The following is an 18,322-nucleotide window of genomic DNA, read 5'->3' as shown; positions in this document are numbered from 1 at the left end:
ATTACTAAATTTTAAAGTTTTTGTTCCTACTTTACTTTCTGCTACTGTTCTGTTACTTGTTTTCATAATCTTTATATTTATCTATCTTGGGCTTTTTAAAGCGGGTGCAAATTTACGGCACTTATAGAGTATAGAAAACAACAGGTTTAATAACATTGTATGGTATATTACCATTTGTTTCGCTTTTTTAATAAAAAACAGGATAAAATAAAATATGTAACAATAAAGCCTAACTAAAAATTTTAGTTAGGCTTTATTGTTAGAGACCATTTTAAATTAATCTCTAGACATAAAAATTCTAAGGATATACCAAAATAATAACATTAAAGACGCAAATAAGCCTAAGGCTGCAGGAATGTAATCTTCAACACCATAAGTTTTTACTAAATTAGATGTTTGGTATAAGATAGATCCTCCGGCTAATAAACACATACCTACAGAAAACCATAAGCCTAAGTCAAAACCAAATAAGGAACCTGCAATTATTAATCCAATAGCAATAAAGAAACCAATGGTTAATCCTGTTTTTAGAAATGAAAAATCAGTTTTTGTCATTAGTACGGTTGCAGATAATCCTGTAAATAGGGCTAAGGTTACTATAGAGGCTTGGTAAAGAAGATCTGAGCCCTCAGGTCCCATTAATTCTGTAACAATATATAGCATAGGTACAAAAATTAAAGCTTCAAAAAAGATATAAATTCCGTAAGCTAAATATTGTTTGTTTCTATCTGTTGTACGCATTGCCATACCTTCGGCATAATTGGTTGCTAGCATAAAACCACCTAACATTAATAGCCATTTATAGCCTTGTGTCATAGATAACATAAACTCAACTACAGTTTCACTTTGTAAGAGTAAATACTCAAATAACACAAAGACAAGTACACCTGCAGCAACATGTGAATATGTTTTTTTGTAAAAAGCAACACGATCAACTTCTGAAAGGCTATTGACCATTATTTTTTCGGGGAATTGATTTTCCATTTTAAATTTAAAAATTGATTAGTTTAACTAATGTATGTAATTTCAGTTGTAATTCAAATAAAAAAGCTCTGAGTAATCAGAGCTTTAATTGTGTTTATATGTTTTAAGCTGTTAGTCTCTACCTCCAAACACCTGAAGTGCCCAATATAATAAAGAGGCCAATGCTCCAATAGCAGCCACCAAATATGTTCTTGCAGCCCATTTAAGTGCGTCTTCAGAACCTTTATATTCTTCTGGTGTTACCATATTTTTATTCTTTAACCATGCTAAAGCTCTATTACTTGCATCATACTCTACAGGTAAAGTGATAAAGCTAAATAGCGTTGCAAAGCCCATAAAGACTAATCCAGCAACGGCTACCCAATAACCTAAACCAACTCCTGCTGCAGCTCCTAAAACTAAACCACCAATAACTAACCATTGCGACATTCCAGACGTAACGCTTACAATTGGTACTAATGCAGAACGCATACCTAAAGCGCTATAAGCTTGTGCATGTTGTACGGCGTGTCCACATTCGTGGGCAGCAACAGCAGCAGAAGCCGCATTTCTTTGGTTGTAAACAGATTCACTTAGGTTTACAGTTTTATTTTTTGGATTGTAATGATCGGTTAATTGTCCTGGTGTAGAAATTACTTCAACATCATAAATTCCATTGTCAGCCAACATTTTTTCTGCAATCTCTCTTCCAGATAAGCCATTTCTTAGTTGTACTTTAGAGTACTTAGCGAATTTACGTTTAAGTTGGCTACTTACTAACCAGCTCACTAAAGCAATAGCACCAATTAATATGTAATATCCTAGCATTCCACTCATAATTTGAAATTTTTAATTCATGTAAATTTACTAAATGAATAGCAAATAGTAAGCCAAATTTGAGTTAAGAAATTTTGTCAGGATTATTTATGACAGTATTAGTTTATACGGCATCAACAGACCAATTGAAAGCTTCGGCTATTTCTTCGTATACAATTCTACCATTTACAATATTTAGACCTTTAGCTAGCATAGGATCCTTTTCACAAGCTTTTTCCCATCCTTGGTTTGCTAGACGCAACACATAAGGTAAGGTTACATTAGTTAATGCTAAAGTTGATGTGTATGGTACAGCACCAGGCATATTAGCGACACAATAATGCACCACATCATCAATAATATAAGTTGGGTCTTCGTGTGTTGTTGCTTTAGTTGTTTCTATACAACCGCCTTGATCAACGGCAACATCTACCAAAACTGTTCCTGGTCGCATATATTTAAGCATATCTCTAGTAATTAATTTGGGGGCTTTTGCGCCCTTAACTAATACACCACCAATAATTAAATCGTGATCTTTTATACGCTTTCTAATATTGTATTCGCTCGAGAATTCTGTCACTACATGACTAGGCATTACATCATTCACATAGCGCAACTGTTTCATGTTAATATCCATAATAGTGACATGAGCACCTAAGCCAGCAGCCATTTTTGCTGCTTGAATACCAACGATGCCAGCCCCTAAAACTAAGACACGTCCTGGTGGTACACCTGGAACTCCTCCTAATAAAACACCACGTCCTTTAATAGGTTTTTCTAAATATTTTGCACCTTGTTGTATTGCCATTCTTCCAGCAACTTCAGACATTGGTGTTAATAATGGCAGAGAACCATCTTTGTCTTCAACAGTTTCGTAAGCAATACAAACAGCTTTACTTTTTAACATGGCTTTTGTTAGTGGTTCGCTAGAGGCAAAATGAAAATAAGTAAATACCACATGATGCGATTGTATTAGAGGGTACTCTTCAGCAATTGGTTCTTTTACTTTTACAATCATGTCACTAGAGGTGTACACGTCTTCAATAGTATCCAAAACAATGGCACCAGCGTCAATATAATCTAAGTCTGAAAAACCACTACCCAATCCGGCCGATTTTTGTACGTAAACAACGTGTTTGTTTTTTGTTAATTCAAAAACACCAGCTGGTGTCATTCCAACTCTATTTTCATTGTTTTTGATTTCTTTTGGGACTCCGATTTTCATTTTTTAATGATTTATAAGATTAATAGCTTTTGAAAATTACTATTAATAAATCTGATGTTCCAAATCTGAATGTCAATTTGAAATCACTTTTACGGATTTACTATTTTGAAGCTTTTAATTTATAAATTTCTAAAAATAGGGTTGATTTTGAGGGTAATATGATATTGAGATAATGCAAGAAACTTTTGATGAAGTGCGGTTATGATTAGTGATACTCGAGATAAAATTATAAACAATGAGGTTTAAGCTGACGCATTAGTAGTCGTACAGTGTTAAAGACACTTTAGAAACGGTCTCATCATTAAACTCAATATATAGATGTTCTACTTGGTTGCTGTTAAATTGTGGCGCTAAGCCAAGCTCATATAACATGATGTCTTTTGTAATAGTGAAACTTGGTTGGCCTAAGGATTTTATAACATCAGGTTTCGATTTGTTTAATAAAACGTGAGAGTCAATAAGATCATCTACAATTTTATGGCGAGTCATCGGTCTTGTCTTCCATTGCTCTTCAGTAAAACGTTCTTCAAAAACGAAATGTAAAGAGGTGCTAATTATAAATGCGGAAAAGAGTATTAAACCAATTTGATTCACCTGATTATTACGAAAATCAAAATAATCTTTGAGCGATTTGTGCTTCTTTCTTGGTGTTGGTTTCTCTAAAGATGGTTTATCTGAAATCATAAGGCTAGGCTTTGGTAAGTTCAGAATAATTTAAAAAATAATTTTCTTCGCATGGTGTTAAAGCGTGCGGATAACTAGGAATAAGTAGTACACCTTCGGGTGTTAAATTCCATGTTTTGTACTGCCAATAACTGTCGTCAACAAAAGTTTCGCATTCTTCTTGTAGATCAGCTTCGGCATTAGCATATTTGGTTTTTAACTTTTGAAAGAAATCAACCTTCGGAAATAACGATTCAATCTTCTCAATAACTTCTAAGGTTTCAAGGTTAAAATTATAAGCAACATTGCCATGAGAAGGATGCGCGCCACCACAATAGACGCTGTAATATTTTAAATAACTTATAAATTTACTATCGACGAGGTTGATGTCGTATGAAATTTCGAACCAAGAATTACAATCTAAATTATCTTTGGCATCTTCCAAATGAATAGCATCTAGAATAGGATTAAAAACCGTACGTTGTTCTTTTGAAAATCCGTTGCCTAATCTAAATAAGGGGAGCTTAGAATATTTTTCATGAAACCAAACTAATTGTTTGTCCTTGTAATTAACGATACTATCTTTAATAAATGTCAGTTTAGGATTTCTGAATTCCTCTAAGGGCTCTTCGTCTGTTTCAGTTAAAATAACATTATAGGTTTCTTCTTTTAAAGTAAGATGTCCAATAAGTTGGTTGCCTTTTTTAGTTAATTGAAAAACTTCATCAGCATCACTAACTCTGTCAGGATTGAAATAATAACCATCAATTAAAGTGATAGATTCATCATTATAGCGTCCTCTTAGAGGAATGCTAATCAATTTAGAATCGTAAAAATAATAGCCTTCTAATTCGCCAGAAGAGGAGGCGTTATCATGTGGATAACTACTAAATTCTAAATGAATAGGATAGTTGGAAACCGTACCAACATAACTTTGCGACCAACCTAAAATTGGCAACAAAGTTATGATGATATGTTTTAGAAGTTTAGCCAACAATATTTACAATTTTACCTGGCACCACAATCACTTTTTTAGGTGTTCTGCCATCTAATTGTGCTATGGTTTTTTCGTGAGCCATAACGGTTTTTTCAATATCATCTTTGCTCATATCCATTGGTAGTTCTAACGTAAAACGCATTTTACCATTAAACGATATTGGGTATTTTTTGCTACTTTCTACTAGGTGACTCGCCTCAAATTCTGGGAATGCTGCAGTAGAAATAGATGTGCTGTTTCCTAATTGACTCCATAATTCTTCAGCAATATGTGGTGCATAAGGTGAAATTAAAACCAATAATGGTTCTAAAATAGATTTACTCGTACATTTCTGAGCACTTAGTTCATTAACGGCAATCATAAAGGTAGATACCGACGTATTGAAAGAGAAATTTTCAATATCTTCTTGTACTTTCTTTATGGTTTTATGTAATGTTTTTAAGTTGTCTTTTGTTGGTTCTGCGTCATTGACTTTTAAGCCATTATCATCTACATACAATTTCCATAATTTTTTAAGGAAATTATGTACTCCTGTAATACCGGCTGTATTCCAAGGTTTGTATTGTTCTAATGGTCCTAAAAACATTTCGTAAAGTCTTAGACTGTCTGCTCCGTAATCTGCAACAATGTTATCTGGATTAACAACGTTGTATTTGGATTTGGACATTTTTTCGACATCTCTACCAACTTTATATACACCGTCTTCAAGAATGAATTCAGCATCTTTAAAATCTTCACCAAATTCACCATCCGTTTTTAAACCTTCAATATCTAATTCATCGGAAGCATTTACATATTGTACTTTTACGTGAATAGGTGAAAATTTAAGTCCTTCAATAATAGCTCCTGTATTCTGACTATATATATCTTTTTGAACTGTTTCAAACAATTCTTGAAAAGCATTTACGGTTTCTTTTTGCTCTTCATTTAATAAATCAAAAAACACAGTATCTTCAATAATACTAGCTAAACCTTTGGTTAAACCATTACCATTGGCAAATGTGTTCTTATCCTCTGCAGAAATTTTAGAATTTAGTATAAATTTATATAAGTCTTCATACTTCTTGTAGCTGTCATAAGAAACGTAAATAGCTTTACTTAAACTAGGGTCTTTAAAATCTTTTGATGTTGTAGATGAATGAGATAAAAGATCAACTCTATAAATAAAAGCACTAGTCCCCAATATCATTCCTTGGTTAATCAGCTTTTTAAAAGGCTCTTCCACATTTACAAAACCGCGATCTTTTAAAAGTTTTACCCAGAAACGCGAGTAGAGAAGGTGACCTGTAGCATGTTCGCTACCACCAATATATAAATCGACATTTTCCCAATACTTAAGCGCGTCTTCACTGGCAAAAACACCATCTCTATTGGCAGCCTCTTCCATATAACGGAAGAAATACCAAGAACTCCCTGCCCAACCTGGCATGGTGTTCAATTCTAGAGGATGAATGGTTGTATTGTTAATTTTATCATTAGAAACTACAGTATTACTTTCGGTATCCCAAGCCCAAACGTCTGCACGTCCTAAAGGTGGTTCGCCTTCTTCGGTTGGTAAGTATTTTTCAACTTCAGGCAGTACAATTGGTAAATGTGCTTGGTCTATCATTTGAGGCATCCCGTTAACGTAATATACTGGGAATGGTTCTCCCCAATAACGCTGACGAGAGAACACGGCATCACGTAATCGGTAATTGGTTTTACCTTCGCCTTGGCCTAATTTTTCTAACTCAAAAATAACGTGTTTAGAGGCTTTTTTATAGTTCATGCCATTTAGGAAATCGCTATTGGCAATTTTCACATGGTCTTTAGAGGCGTAAGCTTCTTCAGAAATATCGGCACCTTCAAAGATATTTGGAATGGCAATATCAAAATGCTTTGCAAAATCGTAATCGCGTTGATCGCCACAAGGCACCGCCATTACAGCACCTGTTCCGTAGCTTGCTAGTACGTAATCTCCAATCCAAATTGGAATTGGTTCTTTAGAAAACGGGTGTTCAGCATAAGCCCCAGTAAAGACTCCAGAAATGGTTTTTACGTCGGCCATACGATCGCGTTCGCTACGTTTTGCTGTTTTTTCTATATAGGCTTCAACGGCTTCTTTTTGTGCTTCGGTTGTAATTTTAGTTACTAATTCGTGTTCTGGCGCTAAGGTCATAAAAGACACACCAAAAATAGTATCTGGTCTTGTGGTGAAGACGTCTATTTTGTGAGACGTCTCGACTGCGCTCGACGAGACAGCAGGAATGACATTGAATGTTACAGAAGCTCCAACCGATTTTCCAATCCAGTTTTTTTGAATGTCTTTTAATGCATCGGTCCAATCAACCGTATCTAGTCCTTGAAGTAAACGTTCTGCATAAGCTGAAATACGCATGCTCCATTGGGTCATTTTTTTTCTGACCACAGCATGACCACCACGTTCTGAAACGCCATTAACGATTTCGTCGTTAGCTAAAACGGTTCCTAGTTCTGGACACCAGTTCACTTCGGTTTCTGCTAAATAGGTTAATCTGTATTTTAAAAGGATTTCTTGCTGTTGCTCTGAGGAATAATTATTCCAGTCTTCCGCAGTGAAAGTAGCAATATCATCATCACAAGCGGCATTTACCGTTGCATTTCCCTCTGCAGCAAATTTTTCAACTAAAGTATCAATATGCTCGGCTTTGTTAGAATCATTATTATACCAAGACTCAAATAATTGAATAAAAATCCACTGGGTCCATTTGTAATATTCCGGATTAGAGGTACGTACTTCACGACTCCAATCGAAAGAAAACCCAATTTGGTCTAACTGACGACGATACGTTTTTATATTCGCTTCTGTAGTTACTGCGGGATGCTGACCAGTTTGAATGGCATACTGTTCTGCAGGTAATCCAAAAGAATCATAGCCTTGCGGATGTAAAACATTAAACCCTTTATGACGTTTGTAACGCGCATAGATATCACTAGCAATATAACCTAAGGGGTGACCAACGTGTAAACCTGCTCCAGAGGGATAAGGAAACATATCCAAAACGTAATATTTTGGTTTATCGCTGCTGTTTGAGGCTTTAAAAGTTTCGTTTTTTGCCCAGTAGTCTTGCCACTTTTTCTCTATGTCGTTGAAATTGTATGTCATTGTCTTGTTTTCCTTGTAATAATGGCGCAAATTTAATAATAACCATCTAAACTGCCTATTTTAAAATCAATAGGTATTAGAAAAGAAAACGCACCTTACTAAAGTGTAAGATGCGTTTTAAAATTTAAGGCTTAATAGCTTAGAATTTATAGCCTAAAGAGACTTGAAAGACACTATTCTTAATGTCTGGATTTTCGGCAACCGTTGAAATACCATAATTATAACGCGCTTGGACAAACATATTAGAGTTAAGGTTATATCCCAAGCCTACATTAGCTCCAACATCAATACTAGAAGCATCTGTATCTTCATCAGGAAGGTCGCTATCAATATATTCGCCTTTATCGTTTACTAGAAACGAAAATTGTGGACCAACTTCTAAGCTAAAATCTTTTGCTAAATAATATTTTGCCATAATTGGAATGGCTAAATAATCGACTTTTACTTTAATGACATCTTGTACTTCTGATCCTTGTCTTGAGTATAAAAGTTCGGGTTGAAGCGAAAATTTTTCACTTAATGGGATTTCAGAAATAAGGCCAACATGAAATCCGAAGAGGCTATTTCTATCTGCATCTCCTCCTGTAAAATTAGAGATGTTAAGTCCTGCTTTGGCACCAAATTGGATGTCTTGAGCATTTGTTTTTTGCATTAACCCTAAAGTTGCAAGTACTACAATGATGTAAATTTTTTTCATAATAATTGATTTTAAAGATAAATTGTTGAGCCTAGAATTAGACAATTATTGTGCCAACATAAAATAGAAATGACTTAGATTGTAAATGCTTATTGTTTGACATCTTTTTTACATCGTTTACAACACTATAAAAAGTTAGCCGTTGTAATAGTTATCATAAGCAAATTCTTTATTATTTTTACAACTTAAATTCGCATTTATTCATGGCATCATCTTTTGACAAATATCAAAAACGTAAACTCATTTCATCTTACGTCTCTGTAGTGATAAGTATCGCTTTGGTATTGTTTCTTTTAGGCTGTTTAGGGCTTTTAGTGATTAACTCTAAAAAAGTTGCCGATCACTTTAAAGAGCAAGTGGTTATGACCATTTATTTAAACGACACGGCAAAAGATGTTGAAGTGAATCAGCTAAAAAAGAGTTTAGCGATGGCAGATTATACTAAAGATGCGGTTTACGTCTCTAAGGAAGAAGCTGCTGAATTTATGAAAGCCGAAACCGGTGAAGACTTTATGGATTTTGTGGGTTATAATCCTCTTAAAAATTCAATAGATGTGCATTTAAAAGCCGATTTTGTTACCACAGAACAGCTTGCCGAAATTTCCGAAGGCTTATCTAATAAAGCTTTTATTGAAGAGATCAGATACGATAATGATTTGGTCGAGTTAATGAATGATAACGTTAAGAAAATTACATTTTGGGTGTTAATTATTAGTGCATTATTTACATTAATAGCTGTTTTATTAATTAATAGTTCTATTCGTTTAGCAGTGTATTCTAAACGTTTTATTATTAAAACGATGCAAATGGTTGGGGCTACAAAACGTTTTATTCGCAGACCATTTGTATGGAAAAGTGTACAGCTTGGTATTATTGGAGCGTTAGTTGCTTTAGCAGGAATGGCTGTTGTGTTGTATTATTTAGATCTTACATTTCCAGAATTAGAATTATTGAGAAATACCGTATTAATAGGAGCACTTTTTGTTGGAATTTTTCTATTAGGTATTTTAATTACTTGGATTAGTACATTTATAGCTACGCAACGTTTCTTGAATTTAAAGACAGATCAGTTATACTACTAGATTTTAAATTCACAATCTCTTAACGTTCCAATTATAAATAAAACTGTTACTTTGCAAAGAACTAATTAATAGCTGAAAAGACCATGGGAGAACAAAAACGTAAAGAAGAATCGAAGTCTGAGTTCATTTTTGGAAAGAAAAATTATAAATTCTTATTTATAGGTTTAGCCTTTATTGTTGTAGGTTTTATTCTGATGTCTGGTGGCGGAAGCGATGATCCTAATGTTTTTGACGAGTCTATTTATAACTGGAGACGTATTAGATTAGCACCAACTTTAGTATTAATTGGATTTGGTATTCAAGTTTATGCCATTTTACTAAACCCAAATAAAGGTTCCAAAAAATAACACTCATTTTACTTAATTTTGTATCGTTTCATTATTCTAAAATGATACTTTTGTCCCATGGAAATTATTGATGCTATTATTTTAGGAATTATCCAAGGGCTTACAGAATTCTTACCTGTATCTTCTAGTGGTCATTTAGAGCTTGGCGAAGCGCTTCTAGGTAGTGAAGCTATTCCACAAGAAAGCTTAATGTTTACCGTAGTTCTTCATTTTGCAACGGCATTAAGTACTATGGTTATTTTTAGAAAAGATATTATTGAAATATTTCAAGGCATATTTAATAGTATTAAACATTTAGAGTGGAATGAAGAGTCTAAGTTTTCTGTAAAAATTATCATATCAATGATACCAGCCGTTATTATTGGTTATAAATATGAACGTGAATTCGAACAACTTTTTGGTAATAATATATTGCTAGTTGGATCTATGCTTATTGTTACTGCACTATTGCTGTTTTTGGCTGATAGAGCTAAGAAAACACATAAAAAAGTATCTTTATTAGATGGTCTTATAATTGGTGTTGCTCAAGGTATTGCTATGTTACCTGGTATTTCTAGATCAGGCGCAACAATATCAACATCTGTACTTTTGGGAATAGATAAAACTAAAGCGGCACGATTTTCATTTTTAATGGTTGTTCCTCTTATATTTGGTAAAATAGCAAAAGACGTTTTATCTGGCGAATTAACTTATAATAGTACAAGCTTTGGATATTTAAGTGTTGGTTTTATAGCTGCTTTTATTTCTGGTTTATTTGCATGTACTTGGATGATTGCCTTGGTAAAGAAAAGTAAATTAACCTATTTTGCTATTTATTGCGTTGTTGTTGGAATTACGGCAATAATCTGGACTCAAATTTAATGCACACTAAAGACGATTTTTTAAGCGGACAAGTTTTATTAATAGACAAACCGTTAACGTGGACCTCTTTTCAAGCCGTAAATAAATTACGTTGGGAGATTCGTCACGCCTTTGATATAAAGAAAATTAAAGTTGGTCATGCAGGTACATTAGATCCATTAGCAACCGGTTTGTTAGTGATTTGTACCGGAAAAATGACTAAGCAAATTAATGTTTTTCAAGGCCAGGAAAAGGAATATACGGGGACTTTTATTTTAGGAAGTACAACCCCTTCTTTTGATTTAGAAACAGAAGTTGATAAATCTTTTCCTACCGAACATATCACAGATGAATTAATTCATAGCACTACGCAACAATTTATAGGACAGATAAATCAATTTCCACCAGTGTTTTCAGCTATTAAAAAAGATGGTAAACGTTTGTATGAATTTGCTAGAGCAGGCGAGGAAGTTGAAATAAAATCGAGACAAGTAGAAATTACTGAATTCGAAATCACTAAAATTAATCAACTAGAATTACAATTTAGAGTCGTTTGTAGTAAAGGAACTTACATTAGGTCTTTGGCGCACGACTTTGGAAAAGCCTTAAAATCAGGAGCTCATTTGTCGTCTTTGCGTCGTACTAGAATTGGCGATTTTAAAGTTGATGATGCCTTAACTCCCGAAGCATTTATAGCTAATTTACCTTCGAAATAAGAATTTTACATCGGTTTTTAAACTATTTCTACGTTATATTCGTATATAGTTATACACCTAAAAATCTTTTTTTCTGAAATTAATTGAACAACATAAAGCATTAATCATTACTGTTCTTATCGCAGGAATAATAGTCTTTGGCTTGTTTAGTATTCAAATAAGACAACACAAAGATTTAATTACCGAAAGCTATTACCTGCTTGAGCCAGAACCTGAAAAACCTGAAGAAGAACTTCAAAAATTAGAAGATTTAAATGCAGAGTCTACCAATAAAGCATTTAACGAAGACCAAGAGTACAAAGAGATGATGCGTAATTTTAGAACTGTTGACGCAAATGATTTTGAACGTACGACGAAAGCGATAGAAGCGGCTAAAACAAGTGAGTCACAACTAGAAGAACAAGAAGAAACGAGTCTCAATTCTTCTTACACTAATAGTAATGCCTATGCTTTAAATTCAAATGAAACAGAGTCTTATAAAAGACTTCAAGAGGAATTAAGTCAGCGACTAAAGAATAAAAAGCTAGCAGACGAACATGCCAAAAATAAAGGGACACTTACATATTCTTTAAAAGGTAGAACTTTAGTGAATTACGAAATACCACGATATCTATGTGAAATTGGCGGAAAAATCATCGTAAATATTACAGTAAACAAAACTGGAGATGTAATTGAAGCCTATGTTAATGGATCGTCAAACTCTAATAATAAATGCTTAATTGATCATGCTATTGCATATGCAGAATCTGTACAATTTGATAGCTCAAACCGAACAGACCAAATAGGTACAATTACATTTTTGTTTAAAGGAAAAACCTCCTTTTAAATTAAAGATTGTTTATCCTAACAGATGTATTAAATCTTCAATTGTAGACTGTCCTTTGTCTTTATTGTACCAACGTTGTAAATCTTCTTTAAATTCAGGCGTTAACATACCATGTTCAGCTTTATAGGCCTGTACTAAATTTGTAGCTACAGTTGGTCGTGGACCAAACGTGTTTAAAACAGTATTTGTTTCAGAATCTAGCATAATTAACTTTGGGATGGCTTTTCCGCCATTGGTTAAAAACTGATTCATTAATGCCTCGTTTTCGTCTCTAAGCACCACTTTATATTCAATATTTTCACTCAATTCAGCGACCTTATTAATAATTGGCATAATGTGAGCGGCATCACCACACCAACTCTCTGAAATAACCAACCAGGTTACTTTTTTGTCAAAGTTTTTAAGCTTAGATTTGATATCTTCAGAAACTTTAGCTGTTTTATCCCAACGTCTCATTCGTCTATCGTTAAGCTGAGTATATTCTACTAAATTTTCAGATTTATCGACTCCTGTGGTTGATTTTTCTTCAACTAATTTTATAACTAAATTTCTATATTCAGCATAAGTCATACTGTTTTTTAGACTTTCTGAAATGATACTATTTATTGTAAGTGTGTCTGTTTCCATAGAACAAAAATAAGATTCTATTACATTTTTTATGCAACTGTTGTTACATTAGTGGTGTTAAAAATAATTCCTTACAAATGAGTAAAAATAGATGTGGTTGGTGTGTTGGTAGTGATTTGTATGAAGCGTATCATGATGAAGAATGGGGAGTTCCTGTTTATGATGATGCTACTTTATTTGAATTTTTAATATTAGAAACTTTTCAGGCGGGTTTAAGTTGGATTACTATTTTAAAAAAGCGAGACAATTTTAGAAAGGCGTTTGATAATTTTGACTATAAAAAAATCGCCGCATACAAACCTTCAAAAATTGAAGATTTGTTACAAGATGCTGGTATTGTTAGAAATAAATTAAAAGTAAATGCTACGATAACTAATGCGCAGGCCTTTATAAAAGTCCAAGAGGAGTTTGGATCGTTTTCTCAATATATATGGAATTTTGTTGATGGTAAACCTATAAAAAACAGGCTTGAAAATTATAAAAACGCTCCAGCAAATACTCCATTGAGTGATGCTATAAGCAAAGATCTAAAAAGGCGTGGTTTTAAATTTGTAGGTTCAACCGTTATTTATGCACACATGCAAGCTACTGGAATGGTGAACGATCATGAAGTCTCTTGTTTTAGATACCACGAGGTTGAAGGTAGCTTATAAAATCTGCTCTAGATATGTTTATAGCACCCAAACTTTCCAAATGTTTGCTATGTAGTTGGCAATCTATTAGTTTATAATTGCTGTTTTTTATAAATGTGATAAAACCAACCTTACTCGCATTACTTACTTTGGCAAACATACTTTCACCGCAAAAAACATCATCATTAATTGCAATACCATATAAGCCGCCAACAAGTTCGTCATTTTGCCAAACTTCAATAGATTTAGCATAACCAAGTTGGTGCAATTTGAAATAGGCTTCTATCATTTCGTCCGTAATCCATGTACCATGTTGCTCTGGACGTTTGGCTTGAGCACAATTTTCTATAACAGCTTTAAATGCTTGGTTTGTTGTGACTTTAAATAGATCCTTTTTTAAAATTTGTTTCATGCTTTTAGAAACTTTTAAATCTTCAGGAAACAAAACAAAGCGAGGATCTGGTGACCACCAAAGAATTGGTTCTGCAGTATCAAACCACGGAAAGATGCCATTGTTGTAGGCCTGTAACAAACGTGCTGTAGACAAGTCGCCTCCAATGGCTAAAAGACCATCGGCAGAAGCTTCAGTTACATTTGGGAATTCTATTTTATTAGTTAGAAAGTGCATAGCATTTTGCTATTAAAAGGTGTTAATGTTGAATGATAACTAGGAGTTTTTAATTTACGTATTAAATAGAAAAAGACCTGTTTTAAATTAAAACAAGTCTTTTATATCAGTTTACAGTTTCCTTTTTAGAAAGGTAAATCGTCGTTATCACCTTCGTTTAAGTTATTAACTGGCTCAAAAGCTTCAGTTGGTGGTACAGGTGGCATATCTCCGCTTGCAGCTTGTGCTTGTACAGCTTCAATTCTCCAACCTTGAATAGAGTTAAAATATTTAGTTTCACCTTGTGGGTTTACCCATTCTCTTCCTCTTAGGTTAATATTTATTTTAACCTGCTGACCAACTTGGTAGCTGTTTAATAAATCTGTTTTGTCTTGAACAAACTCTACCATAATATGTTGTGGGTATTGCTCCTCTGTAGTCACTACAATCTCTCTTTTTCTAAACCCATTACTACCAAAAGTTTGAGTCTCTCCTACCATTTTAATACGTCCTTGTACTTCCATTTTCGCTTAATCTATAATTTATTTTATACTTATTTTTTTCAGGCTACGAAAGTAATAACTTCCAAGCACTTTTTACGTCTCCATAGCTCAAATAATTTCGAGCTAATTTATGTTTTTCTCTATGTGATGCGGTTTTAATGTCTGGATAACGTTCACTAATATTTTCAACAAATTGATTAACTTCATCTTTAGTAGGTAGGGCATCAACGTTGCCTAACATTCCAAGGTTATTTCCTGTTAAAATCATACTGTTTCTAACATGTTCTGGCATATTATCTACACCAATTCCTTTTGTTGCTAATGGTTTAGGGATTTCAAAAAAACCTTTTTTAGCTCTGCTATAATAGCTTCCGCCTGCTCTAGCAACTAAATCTAAAGCTTCTTGGTTTATCGTTTTGTCATCATTTAAAACCTCTTCTGAAATATGAAGTTTTACCACTTCGCAAATCACTAAATTCCCAGCTCCTCCCTCAGTACCTAAATGTACAATATCATTGACTTTACATTCTAGTTGTATAGGTGATTCTGCTACTCTAAACGGTTTTACTTTATCCGAAGGTAACATTGTTAATCCTGCTTTTTCAAACTCGTTAACTCCTTCAGGATACTCTGTGCTCGATAAAGACGCTTGATGTACCATATCGTAATTTACCACATTTATAACCACTTCTTTGGTAATTTCAACATTTTCTAATGTGTGTTTAGTGGTATTGTCTCTAACGCGCCTTGCTGGTGAAAAAATAAGTATAGGAGGATTAGCACTAAAGACATTAAAAAAACTAAAAGGCGATAAATTTGGATTGCCTTTTGCGTCTATTGTACTCGCAAAGGCGATGGGCCTTGGAGCAACGGCGCTTAATAAATAACCGTGTAAAATGCCTGTTGTAAGATCCTGTGGATTGAATGATACCATGTATTAGACTGATTTTCAACAAATATAATTATATTGATTTGCTAACGAAAGTATTTTCTACATATTAAAGCGCAATAATATCAACATATTTACATTATATTTAAAATTGAAATAAATAAACTAATGACATTCAGCTTAAACCGAAATGTAATCCGTTGGATTATAATTGCGTCTTCCTTTATTATTATATCTCTCATTTTATGGAATACTTATACGTTTTTTCAAAATTTTAAGGCAGAAGAACGTAATAAAATGAAAACATGGACTTTTGCTTATCCTGAATATTCTAAGTTTTTTTATCAAGATGATGCTGAATTAAATTTGGTTGCAGATAAAGTTGTTGCAGATACTACAGTTACAACTCCAATGCTACTTTTAGATGAAAATGATAGAATTTTAAGTCATAGAAATATTGATAGTACATTAATTAAAAGTCCTAAGGATATAGTAAAAACACTGAACGACTTAATGTCACAAAACGATCCTATATCGGTAACTTTAAAGGATGATAAAAAGGGGAAATTGTATTATGGTAATTCTCCCTTATTAAATAAATTAAAATACTATCCTTTAGCCTTGTTATTAATTATATTGCTTTTTGCAGCTGTCGTTTATTTCTTTTATAGAAGCTCAAAAATTGCTGACCAAAATAAACTTTGGACAGGAATGGCAAAGGAAACGGCACATCAAATAGGTACTCCTTTGTCTTCATTAGTGGGTTGGACAGAAATTTTAAAGACCGAAAATGTAAACCCAGATTATATTATAGAAATTGAAAAAGACATTGATAGGCTTCAAACCATAACTGAGCGTTTTAGTAAAATTGGCTCAGCGCCAACCCTTAAATCAATGGATATTGTAGAGGTGACTAAATCATCTTATGAGTATCTTAAATTACGATCTTCTAAACTTATTAATTTTGAAATTATAATTCCAGATAGAGAAATACAAGTTAACTTAAATGAGCAGCTTTTTAGTTGGACGATTGAGAATTTAGTGAAAAATGCCATTGATGCCATGAAAGGTAAAGGGGATTTAAAACTTGAGTTAACACAATTAGAAAACCAAGTATTTATTAATATTTCTGACACAGGAAAAGGCATCCCAAAAGCGTCATTTACTAAAATTTTTGAACCAGGTTATACTACAAAAAAACGTGGTTGGGGACTTGGACTCTCTTTAGCCAAACGTATTGTTGAAGACTACCACAATGGAAAAATAAAAGTGTTGACTTCAGAATTAGGAAAAGGAACAACGATACAAATTATATTAAAACAAGTTTAGATTATAATTTATTAGTAAAAAAGAGGAGTGTAGTTTCTAGTAAACAATAAGTTAGCATTTTTATTTTAAATTAAAAATATCAAAATTTTAGTTTAAATTTGGGCATGAATTCGTCACGATTTTTCACTTTAAAAGAAGCTAGAATAGGTAATAACTGTCCAGAATGTTATTCTAATGATAGTTTAGAACTTACGTTTAAGCAAAAATTAACAGAAACAAGGTTCTATAAAGCGATTACAGATGAGACAATAAGTGAAATTCGTTGTCTTAACTGTGATGTGCAAATTTTTCCAATTCGATGGACAGATGAAATAGAGCAAGTTGTAAATTACCATAAAAGAGCACTCAAAACAAAATCTAAGTCTACTAAACTAAAACCCATTGCTTGGGGTTTAATGGCTTTTGGAATTATTGTATTAGTTGCAATTATTTTATTTGCAACAGGAGTATTTTCATAACTAAGTATTACAAATAAGATCCAATTTTTTCGGCAATAGCCTTAAATTCTTCAGGTGTTACTTTTTGTTTGTTTGTAAAACGTGCATCGTCCATAGTATGCAACGGAATTAAATGCACATGTACATGCGGTACTTCTAAGCCAATTACAGACATACCCACACGCTCACAAGGGATAGCTTGTTCTAGGGCAATTGCAACACGACGTGAAAATTTCATTAAGCCTAGGTAAGTTGCTTCGTCTAAATCAAAAATTTTATTGACTTCTTTTTTAGGAATACATAAGGTATGTCCTTTAGAATTTGGGTTAATGTCTAAAAACGCAAAGAAATCTTCAGTTTCGGCGACTTTATACGATGGTATTTCACCTGAAATTATTTTTGTAAAAATAGTGGCCATAATCTAGTAATTATTGTCTTCTATAAATATAAAAAGATTCCTGTAATGAGGAATCTTTTTTATAGTATTAGTTTGGTATTTTAATTAAAACATGATTATTGTTACCTAGAAATTTCTAGAATATCAAATTTCATTATACCACTTGGCACTTGTATTTCGGCAGTATCTCCTACAGATTTACCTAATAAACCTTTTCCAATAGGCGAATTTACTGAGATTTTACCACTAGCTAAATCGGCTTCACTTTCGGCGACCAACGTATAAGTCATTTCCATGCCATTGATTTGGTTTTTAATTTTAACTTTTGATAGGGCTAAAACTTTAGTTAAATCTAATTGCGACTCATCAATAACTCTTGCGCCAGACAAAGTTTCTTCCATTTTAGAAATTTTCATCTCTAGCATACCTTGCGCTTCTTTCGCAGCATCATACTCTGCGTTTTCACTTAAATCGCCTTTGTCTCTAGCTTCTGCAATTGCTTGTGATGCCTTAGGACGTTCCACATCTTTAAGATGGTTTAACTCTTCTCTTAATTTTTTTAAACCTTCAGCTGTGTAATAAGATACTTTACTCATAATTTAATC

The 18,322-nt window shown here is 33.3% G+C and carries 21 protein-coding genes; 8 read left to right on the top strand and 13 right to left on the bottom strand.

All coding sequences use genetic code 11. The features are described 5' to 3' along the window. Positions 1-276: 276 nt before the first annotated feature. The 7 genes from ABD730_RS16530 to ABD730_RS16500 form a co-directional block, all read right to left on the bottom strand. On the bottom strand, positions 277-984 hold the full coding sequence (locus ABD730_RS16530; protein ID WP_334465779.1) for a Bax inhibitor-1/YccA family protein: 708 nt from the start codon (positions 982-984) through the stop codon (positions 277-279). A 111-nt stretch (positions 985-1,095) separates the two neighbouring features. Continuing rightward, on the bottom strand, positions 1,096-1,791 hold the full coding sequence (locus tag ABD730_RS16525; RefSeq protein WP_215927421.1) for a zinc metallopeptidase: 696 nt from the start codon (positions 1,789-1,791) through the stop codon (positions 1,096-1,098). 112 nt (positions 1,792-1,903) lie between these two features. Further along, positions 1,904-3,004, bottom strand: coding sequence for an alanine dehydrogenase (ald, locus tag ABD730_RS16520; RefSeq protein ID WP_334465777.1), 1,101 nt, complete (start codon positions 3,002-3,004; stop codon positions 1,904-1,906). A 255-nt stretch (positions 3,005-3,259) separates the two neighbouring features. Then, on the bottom strand, positions 3,260-3,688 hold the full coding sequence (locus ABD730_RS16515) for a hypothetical protein (protein WP_344716023.1): 429 nt from the start codon (positions 3,686-3,688) through the stop codon (positions 3,260-3,262). Between the two features lie 4 nt (positions 3,689-3,692). Next, positions 3,693-4,661 carry a polysaccharide deacetylase family protein gene (locus ABD730_RS16510; RefSeq protein WP_344716021.1) on the bottom strand — a complete coding sequence of 323 codons (969 nt, stop codon included), beginning with the start codon at positions 4,659-4,661 and terminating at the stop codon, positions 3,693-3,695. Next, complete coding sequence (locus ABD730_RS16505; protein WP_344716019.1) at positions 4,654-7,788, bottom strand: leucine--tRNA ligase; 3,135 nt, start codon at positions 7,786-7,788, stop codon at positions 4,654-4,656. Before ABD730_RS16505 ends, ABD730_RS16510 begins: the two co-directional genes overlap by 8 nt. 139 nt (positions 7,789-7,927) lie before the next feature. Continuing rightward, on the bottom strand, positions 7,928-8,485 hold the full coding sequence (locus ABD730_RS16500; RefSeq protein WP_344716018.1) for a porin family protein: 558 nt from the start codon (positions 8,483-8,485) through the stop codon (positions 7,928-7,930). A gap of 203 nt (positions 8,486-8,688) precedes the next feature. Between ABD730_RS16500 and ABD730_RS16495 the strand changes: the two genes are divergently transcribed. From ABD730_RS16495 to ABD730_RS16475, 5 genes are all read left to right on the top strand, one after another. After that, the gene (locus tag ABD730_RS16495) at positions 8,689-9,567 is read left to right on the top strand and encodes a cell division protein FtsX (RefSeq protein ID WP_344716016.1); all 879 of its coding nucleotides are present in this window, start codon (positions 8,689-8,691) and stop codon (positions 9,565-9,567) included. 83 nt (positions 9,568-9,650) lie between these two features. Continuing rightward, positions 9,651-9,914, top strand: coding sequence for a DUF3098 domain-containing protein (locus ABD730_RS16490; RefSeq protein ID WP_334465759.1), 264 nt, complete (start codon positions 9,651-9,653; stop codon positions 9,912-9,914). A 57-nt stretch (positions 9,915-9,971) separates the two neighbouring features. Beyond that, complete coding sequence (locus ABD730_RS16485; protein ID WP_344716014.1) at positions 9,972-10,775, top strand: undecaprenyl-diphosphate phosphatase; 804 nt, start codon at positions 9,972-9,974, stop codon at positions 10,773-10,775. Further along, complete coding sequence (gene truB, locus ABD730_RS16480) at positions 10,775-11,470, top strand: tRNA pseudouridine(55) synthase TruB (RefSeq protein ID WP_334465755.1); 696 nt, start codon at positions 10,775-10,777, stop codon at positions 11,468-11,470. The genes ABD730_RS16485 and truB overlap by 1 nt, the downstream gene beginning before the upstream one ends. A gap of 142 nt (positions 11,471-11,612) precedes the next feature. Further along, positions 11,613-12,296: a hypothetical protein gene (locus ABD730_RS16475; RefSeq protein ID WP_344716012.1), complete on the top strand. Its 684-nt coding sequence runs from the start codon at positions 11,613-11,615 to the stop codon at positions 12,294-12,296. Positions 12,297-12,308: 12 nt separating this feature from the next. Here the strand turns inward: ABD730_RS16475 and ABD730_RS16470 are convergent, their stop codons facing one another. Further along, on the bottom strand, positions 12,309-12,923 hold the full coding sequence (locus ABD730_RS16470; protein WP_215926842.1) for a thioredoxin family protein: 615 nt from the start codon (positions 12,921-12,923) through the stop codon (positions 12,309-12,311). A 77-nt stretch (positions 12,924-13,000) separates the two neighbouring features. On the opposite strand from ABD730_RS16470, the gene ABD730_RS16465 reads away from it, so the two are divergent. After that, positions 13,001-13,576, top strand: a complete 576-nt coding sequence (locus ABD730_RS16465; RefSeq protein ID WP_334465743.1) for a DNA-3-methyladenine glycosylase I — start codon at positions 13,001-13,003, stop codon at positions 13,574-13,576. On the opposite strand, the gene aat is transcribed toward ABD730_RS16465, so the two are convergent. From aat to ABD730_RS16450, 3 genes are all read right to left on the bottom strand, one after another. Continuing rightward, on the bottom strand, positions 13,545-14,183 hold the full coding sequence (gene aat, locus ABD730_RS16460; RefSeq protein WP_344716010.1) for a leucyl/phenylalanyl-tRNA--protein transferase: 639 nt from the start codon (positions 14,181-14,183) through the stop codon (positions 13,545-13,547). The two genes, ABD730_RS16465 and aat, sit on opposite strands and share 32 nt — an antisense overlap. Before the next feature lie 125 nt (positions 14,184-14,308). Beyond that, positions 14,309-14,686, bottom strand: a complete 378-nt coding sequence (locus tag ABD730_RS16455; RefSeq protein ID WP_215926848.1) for a DUF3127 domain-containing protein — start codon at positions 14,684-14,686, stop codon at positions 14,309-14,311. 43 nt (positions 14,687-14,729) lie between these two features. Continuing rightward, a complete protein-coding gene (locus ABD730_RS16450; protein ID WP_334465735.1) occupies positions 14,730-15,599 on the bottom strand; it encodes a flavin reductase family protein in 870 nt (289 codons plus the stop codon). A gap of 123 nt (positions 15,600-15,722) precedes the next feature. On the opposite strand from ABD730_RS16450, the gene ABD730_RS16445 reads away from it, so the two are divergent. Both ABD730_RS16445 and ABD730_RS16440 read left to right on the top strand, forming a co-directional pair. Continuing rightward, positions 15,723-16,883: a sensor histidine kinase gene (locus ABD730_RS16445; RefSeq protein WP_344716007.1), complete on the top strand. Its 1,161-nt coding sequence runs from the start codon at positions 15,723-15,725 to the stop codon at positions 16,881-16,883. A 104-nt stretch (positions 16,884-16,987) separates the two neighbouring features. Continuing rightward, complete coding sequence (locus ABD730_RS16440; protein WP_334465730.1) at positions 16,988-17,341, top strand: hypothetical protein; 354 nt, start codon at positions 16,988-16,990, stop codon at positions 17,339-17,341. A gap of 7 nt (positions 17,342-17,348) precedes the next feature. On the opposite strand, the gene ABD730_RS16435 is transcribed toward ABD730_RS16440, so the two are convergent. Then, positions 17,349-17,738 (bottom strand): HIT family protein, encoded by a 390-nt coding sequence (locus ABD730_RS16435; protein ID WP_215926856.1) that lies wholly within the window; start codon positions 17,736-17,738, stop codon positions 17,349-17,351. 101 nt (positions 17,739-17,839) lie between these two features. Continuing rightward, the gene (greA, locus tag ABD730_RS16430) at positions 17,840-18,313 is read right to left on the bottom strand and encodes a transcription elongation factor GreA (protein WP_215926858.1); all 474 of its coding nucleotides are present in this window, start codon (positions 18,311-18,313) and stop codon (positions 17,840-17,842) included. Positions 18,314-18,322 lie beyond the last annotated feature (9 nt).

The organism is Winogradskyella damuponensis, from assembly GCF_039538385.1.
Lineage (GTDB): Bacteria > Bacteroidota > Bacteroidia > Flavobacteriales > Flavobacteriaceae > Winogradskyella > Winogradskyella damuponensis.
This window is presented reverse-complemented; position numbering and strand designations above follow the sequence as displayed.

What these genes read in the sequence shown, in the direction of transcription:
- ABD730_RS16530 (WP_334465779.1), bottom strand. Translation starts at nt 984, where the DNA reads ATGGAAAATCAATTCCCCGAAAAAATAATGGTCAATAGCCTTTCAGAA.
- ABD730_RS16525 (WP_215927421.1), bottom strand. Translation starts at nt 1,791, where the DNA reads ATGCTAGGATATTACATATTAATTGGTGCTATTGCTTTAGTGAGCTGG.
- ald (WP_334465777.1), bottom strand. Translation starts at nt 3,004, where the DNA reads ATGAAAATCGGAGTCCCAAAAGAAATCAAAAACAATGAAAATAGAGTT.
- ABD730_RS16515 (WP_344716023.1), bottom strand. Translation starts at nt 3,688, where the DNA reads ATGATTTCAGATAAACCATCTTTAGAGAAACCAACACCAAGAAAGAAG.
- ABD730_RS16505 (WP_344716019.1), bottom strand. Translation starts at nt 7,788, where the DNA reads ATGACATACAATTTCAACGACATAGAGAAAAAGTGGCAAGACTACTGG.
- ABD730_RS16500 (WP_344716018.1), bottom strand. Translation starts at nt 8,485, where the DNA reads ATGAAAAAAATTTACATCATTGTAGTACTTGCAACTTTAGGGTTAATG.
- ABD730_RS16495 (WP_344716016.1), top strand. Translation starts at nt 8,689, where the DNA reads ATGGCATCATCTTTTGACAAATATCAAAAACGTAAACTCATTTCATCT.
- ABD730_RS16490 (WP_334465759.1), top strand. Translation starts at nt 9,651, where the DNA reads ATGGGAGAACAAAAACGTAAAGAAGAATCGAAGTCTGAGTTCATTTTT.
- ABD730_RS16485 (WP_344716014.1), top strand. Translation starts at nt 9,972, where the DNA reads ATGGAAATTATTGATGCTATTATTTTAGGAATTATCCAAGGGCTTACA.
- truB (WP_334465755.1), top strand. Translation starts at nt 10,775, where the DNA reads ATGCACACTAAAGACGATTTTTTAAGCGGACAAGTTTTATTAATAGAC.
- ABD730_RS16470 (WP_215926842.1), bottom strand. Translation starts at nt 12,923, where the DNA reads ATGGAAACAGACACACTTACAATAAATAGTATCATTTCAGAAAGTCTA.
- ABD730_RS16465 (WP_334465743.1), top strand. Translation starts at nt 13,001, where the DNA reads ATGAGTAAAAATAGATGTGGTTGGTGTGTTGGTAGTGATTTGTATGAA.
- aat (WP_344716010.1), bottom strand. Translation starts at nt 14,183, where the DNA reads ATGCACTTTCTAACTAATAAAATAGAATTCCCAAATGTAACTGAAGCT.
- ABD730_RS16455 (WP_215926848.1), bottom strand. Translation starts at nt 14,686, where the DNA reads ATGGAAGTACAAGGACGTATTAAAATGGTAGGAGAGACTCAAACTTTT.
- ABD730_RS16450 (WP_334465735.1), bottom strand. Translation starts at nt 15,599, where the DNA reads ATGGTATCATTCAATCCACAGGATCTTACAACAGGCATTTTACACGGT.
- ABD730_RS16445 (WP_344716007.1), top strand. Translation starts at nt 15,723, where the DNA reads ATGACATTCAGCTTAAACCGAAATGTAATCCGTTGGATTATAATTGCG.
- ABD730_RS16440 (WP_334465730.1), top strand. Translation starts at nt 16,988, where the DNA reads ATGAATTCGTCACGATTTTTCACTTTAAAAGAAGCTAGAATAGGTAAT.
- ABD730_RS16435 (WP_215926856.1), bottom strand. Translation starts at nt 17,738, where the DNA reads ATGGCCACTATTTTTACAAAAATAATTTCAGGTGAAATACCATCGTAT.
- greA (WP_215926858.1), bottom strand. Translation starts at nt 18,313, where the DNA reads ATGAGTAAAGTATCTTATTACACAGCTGAAGGTTTAAAAAAATTAAGA.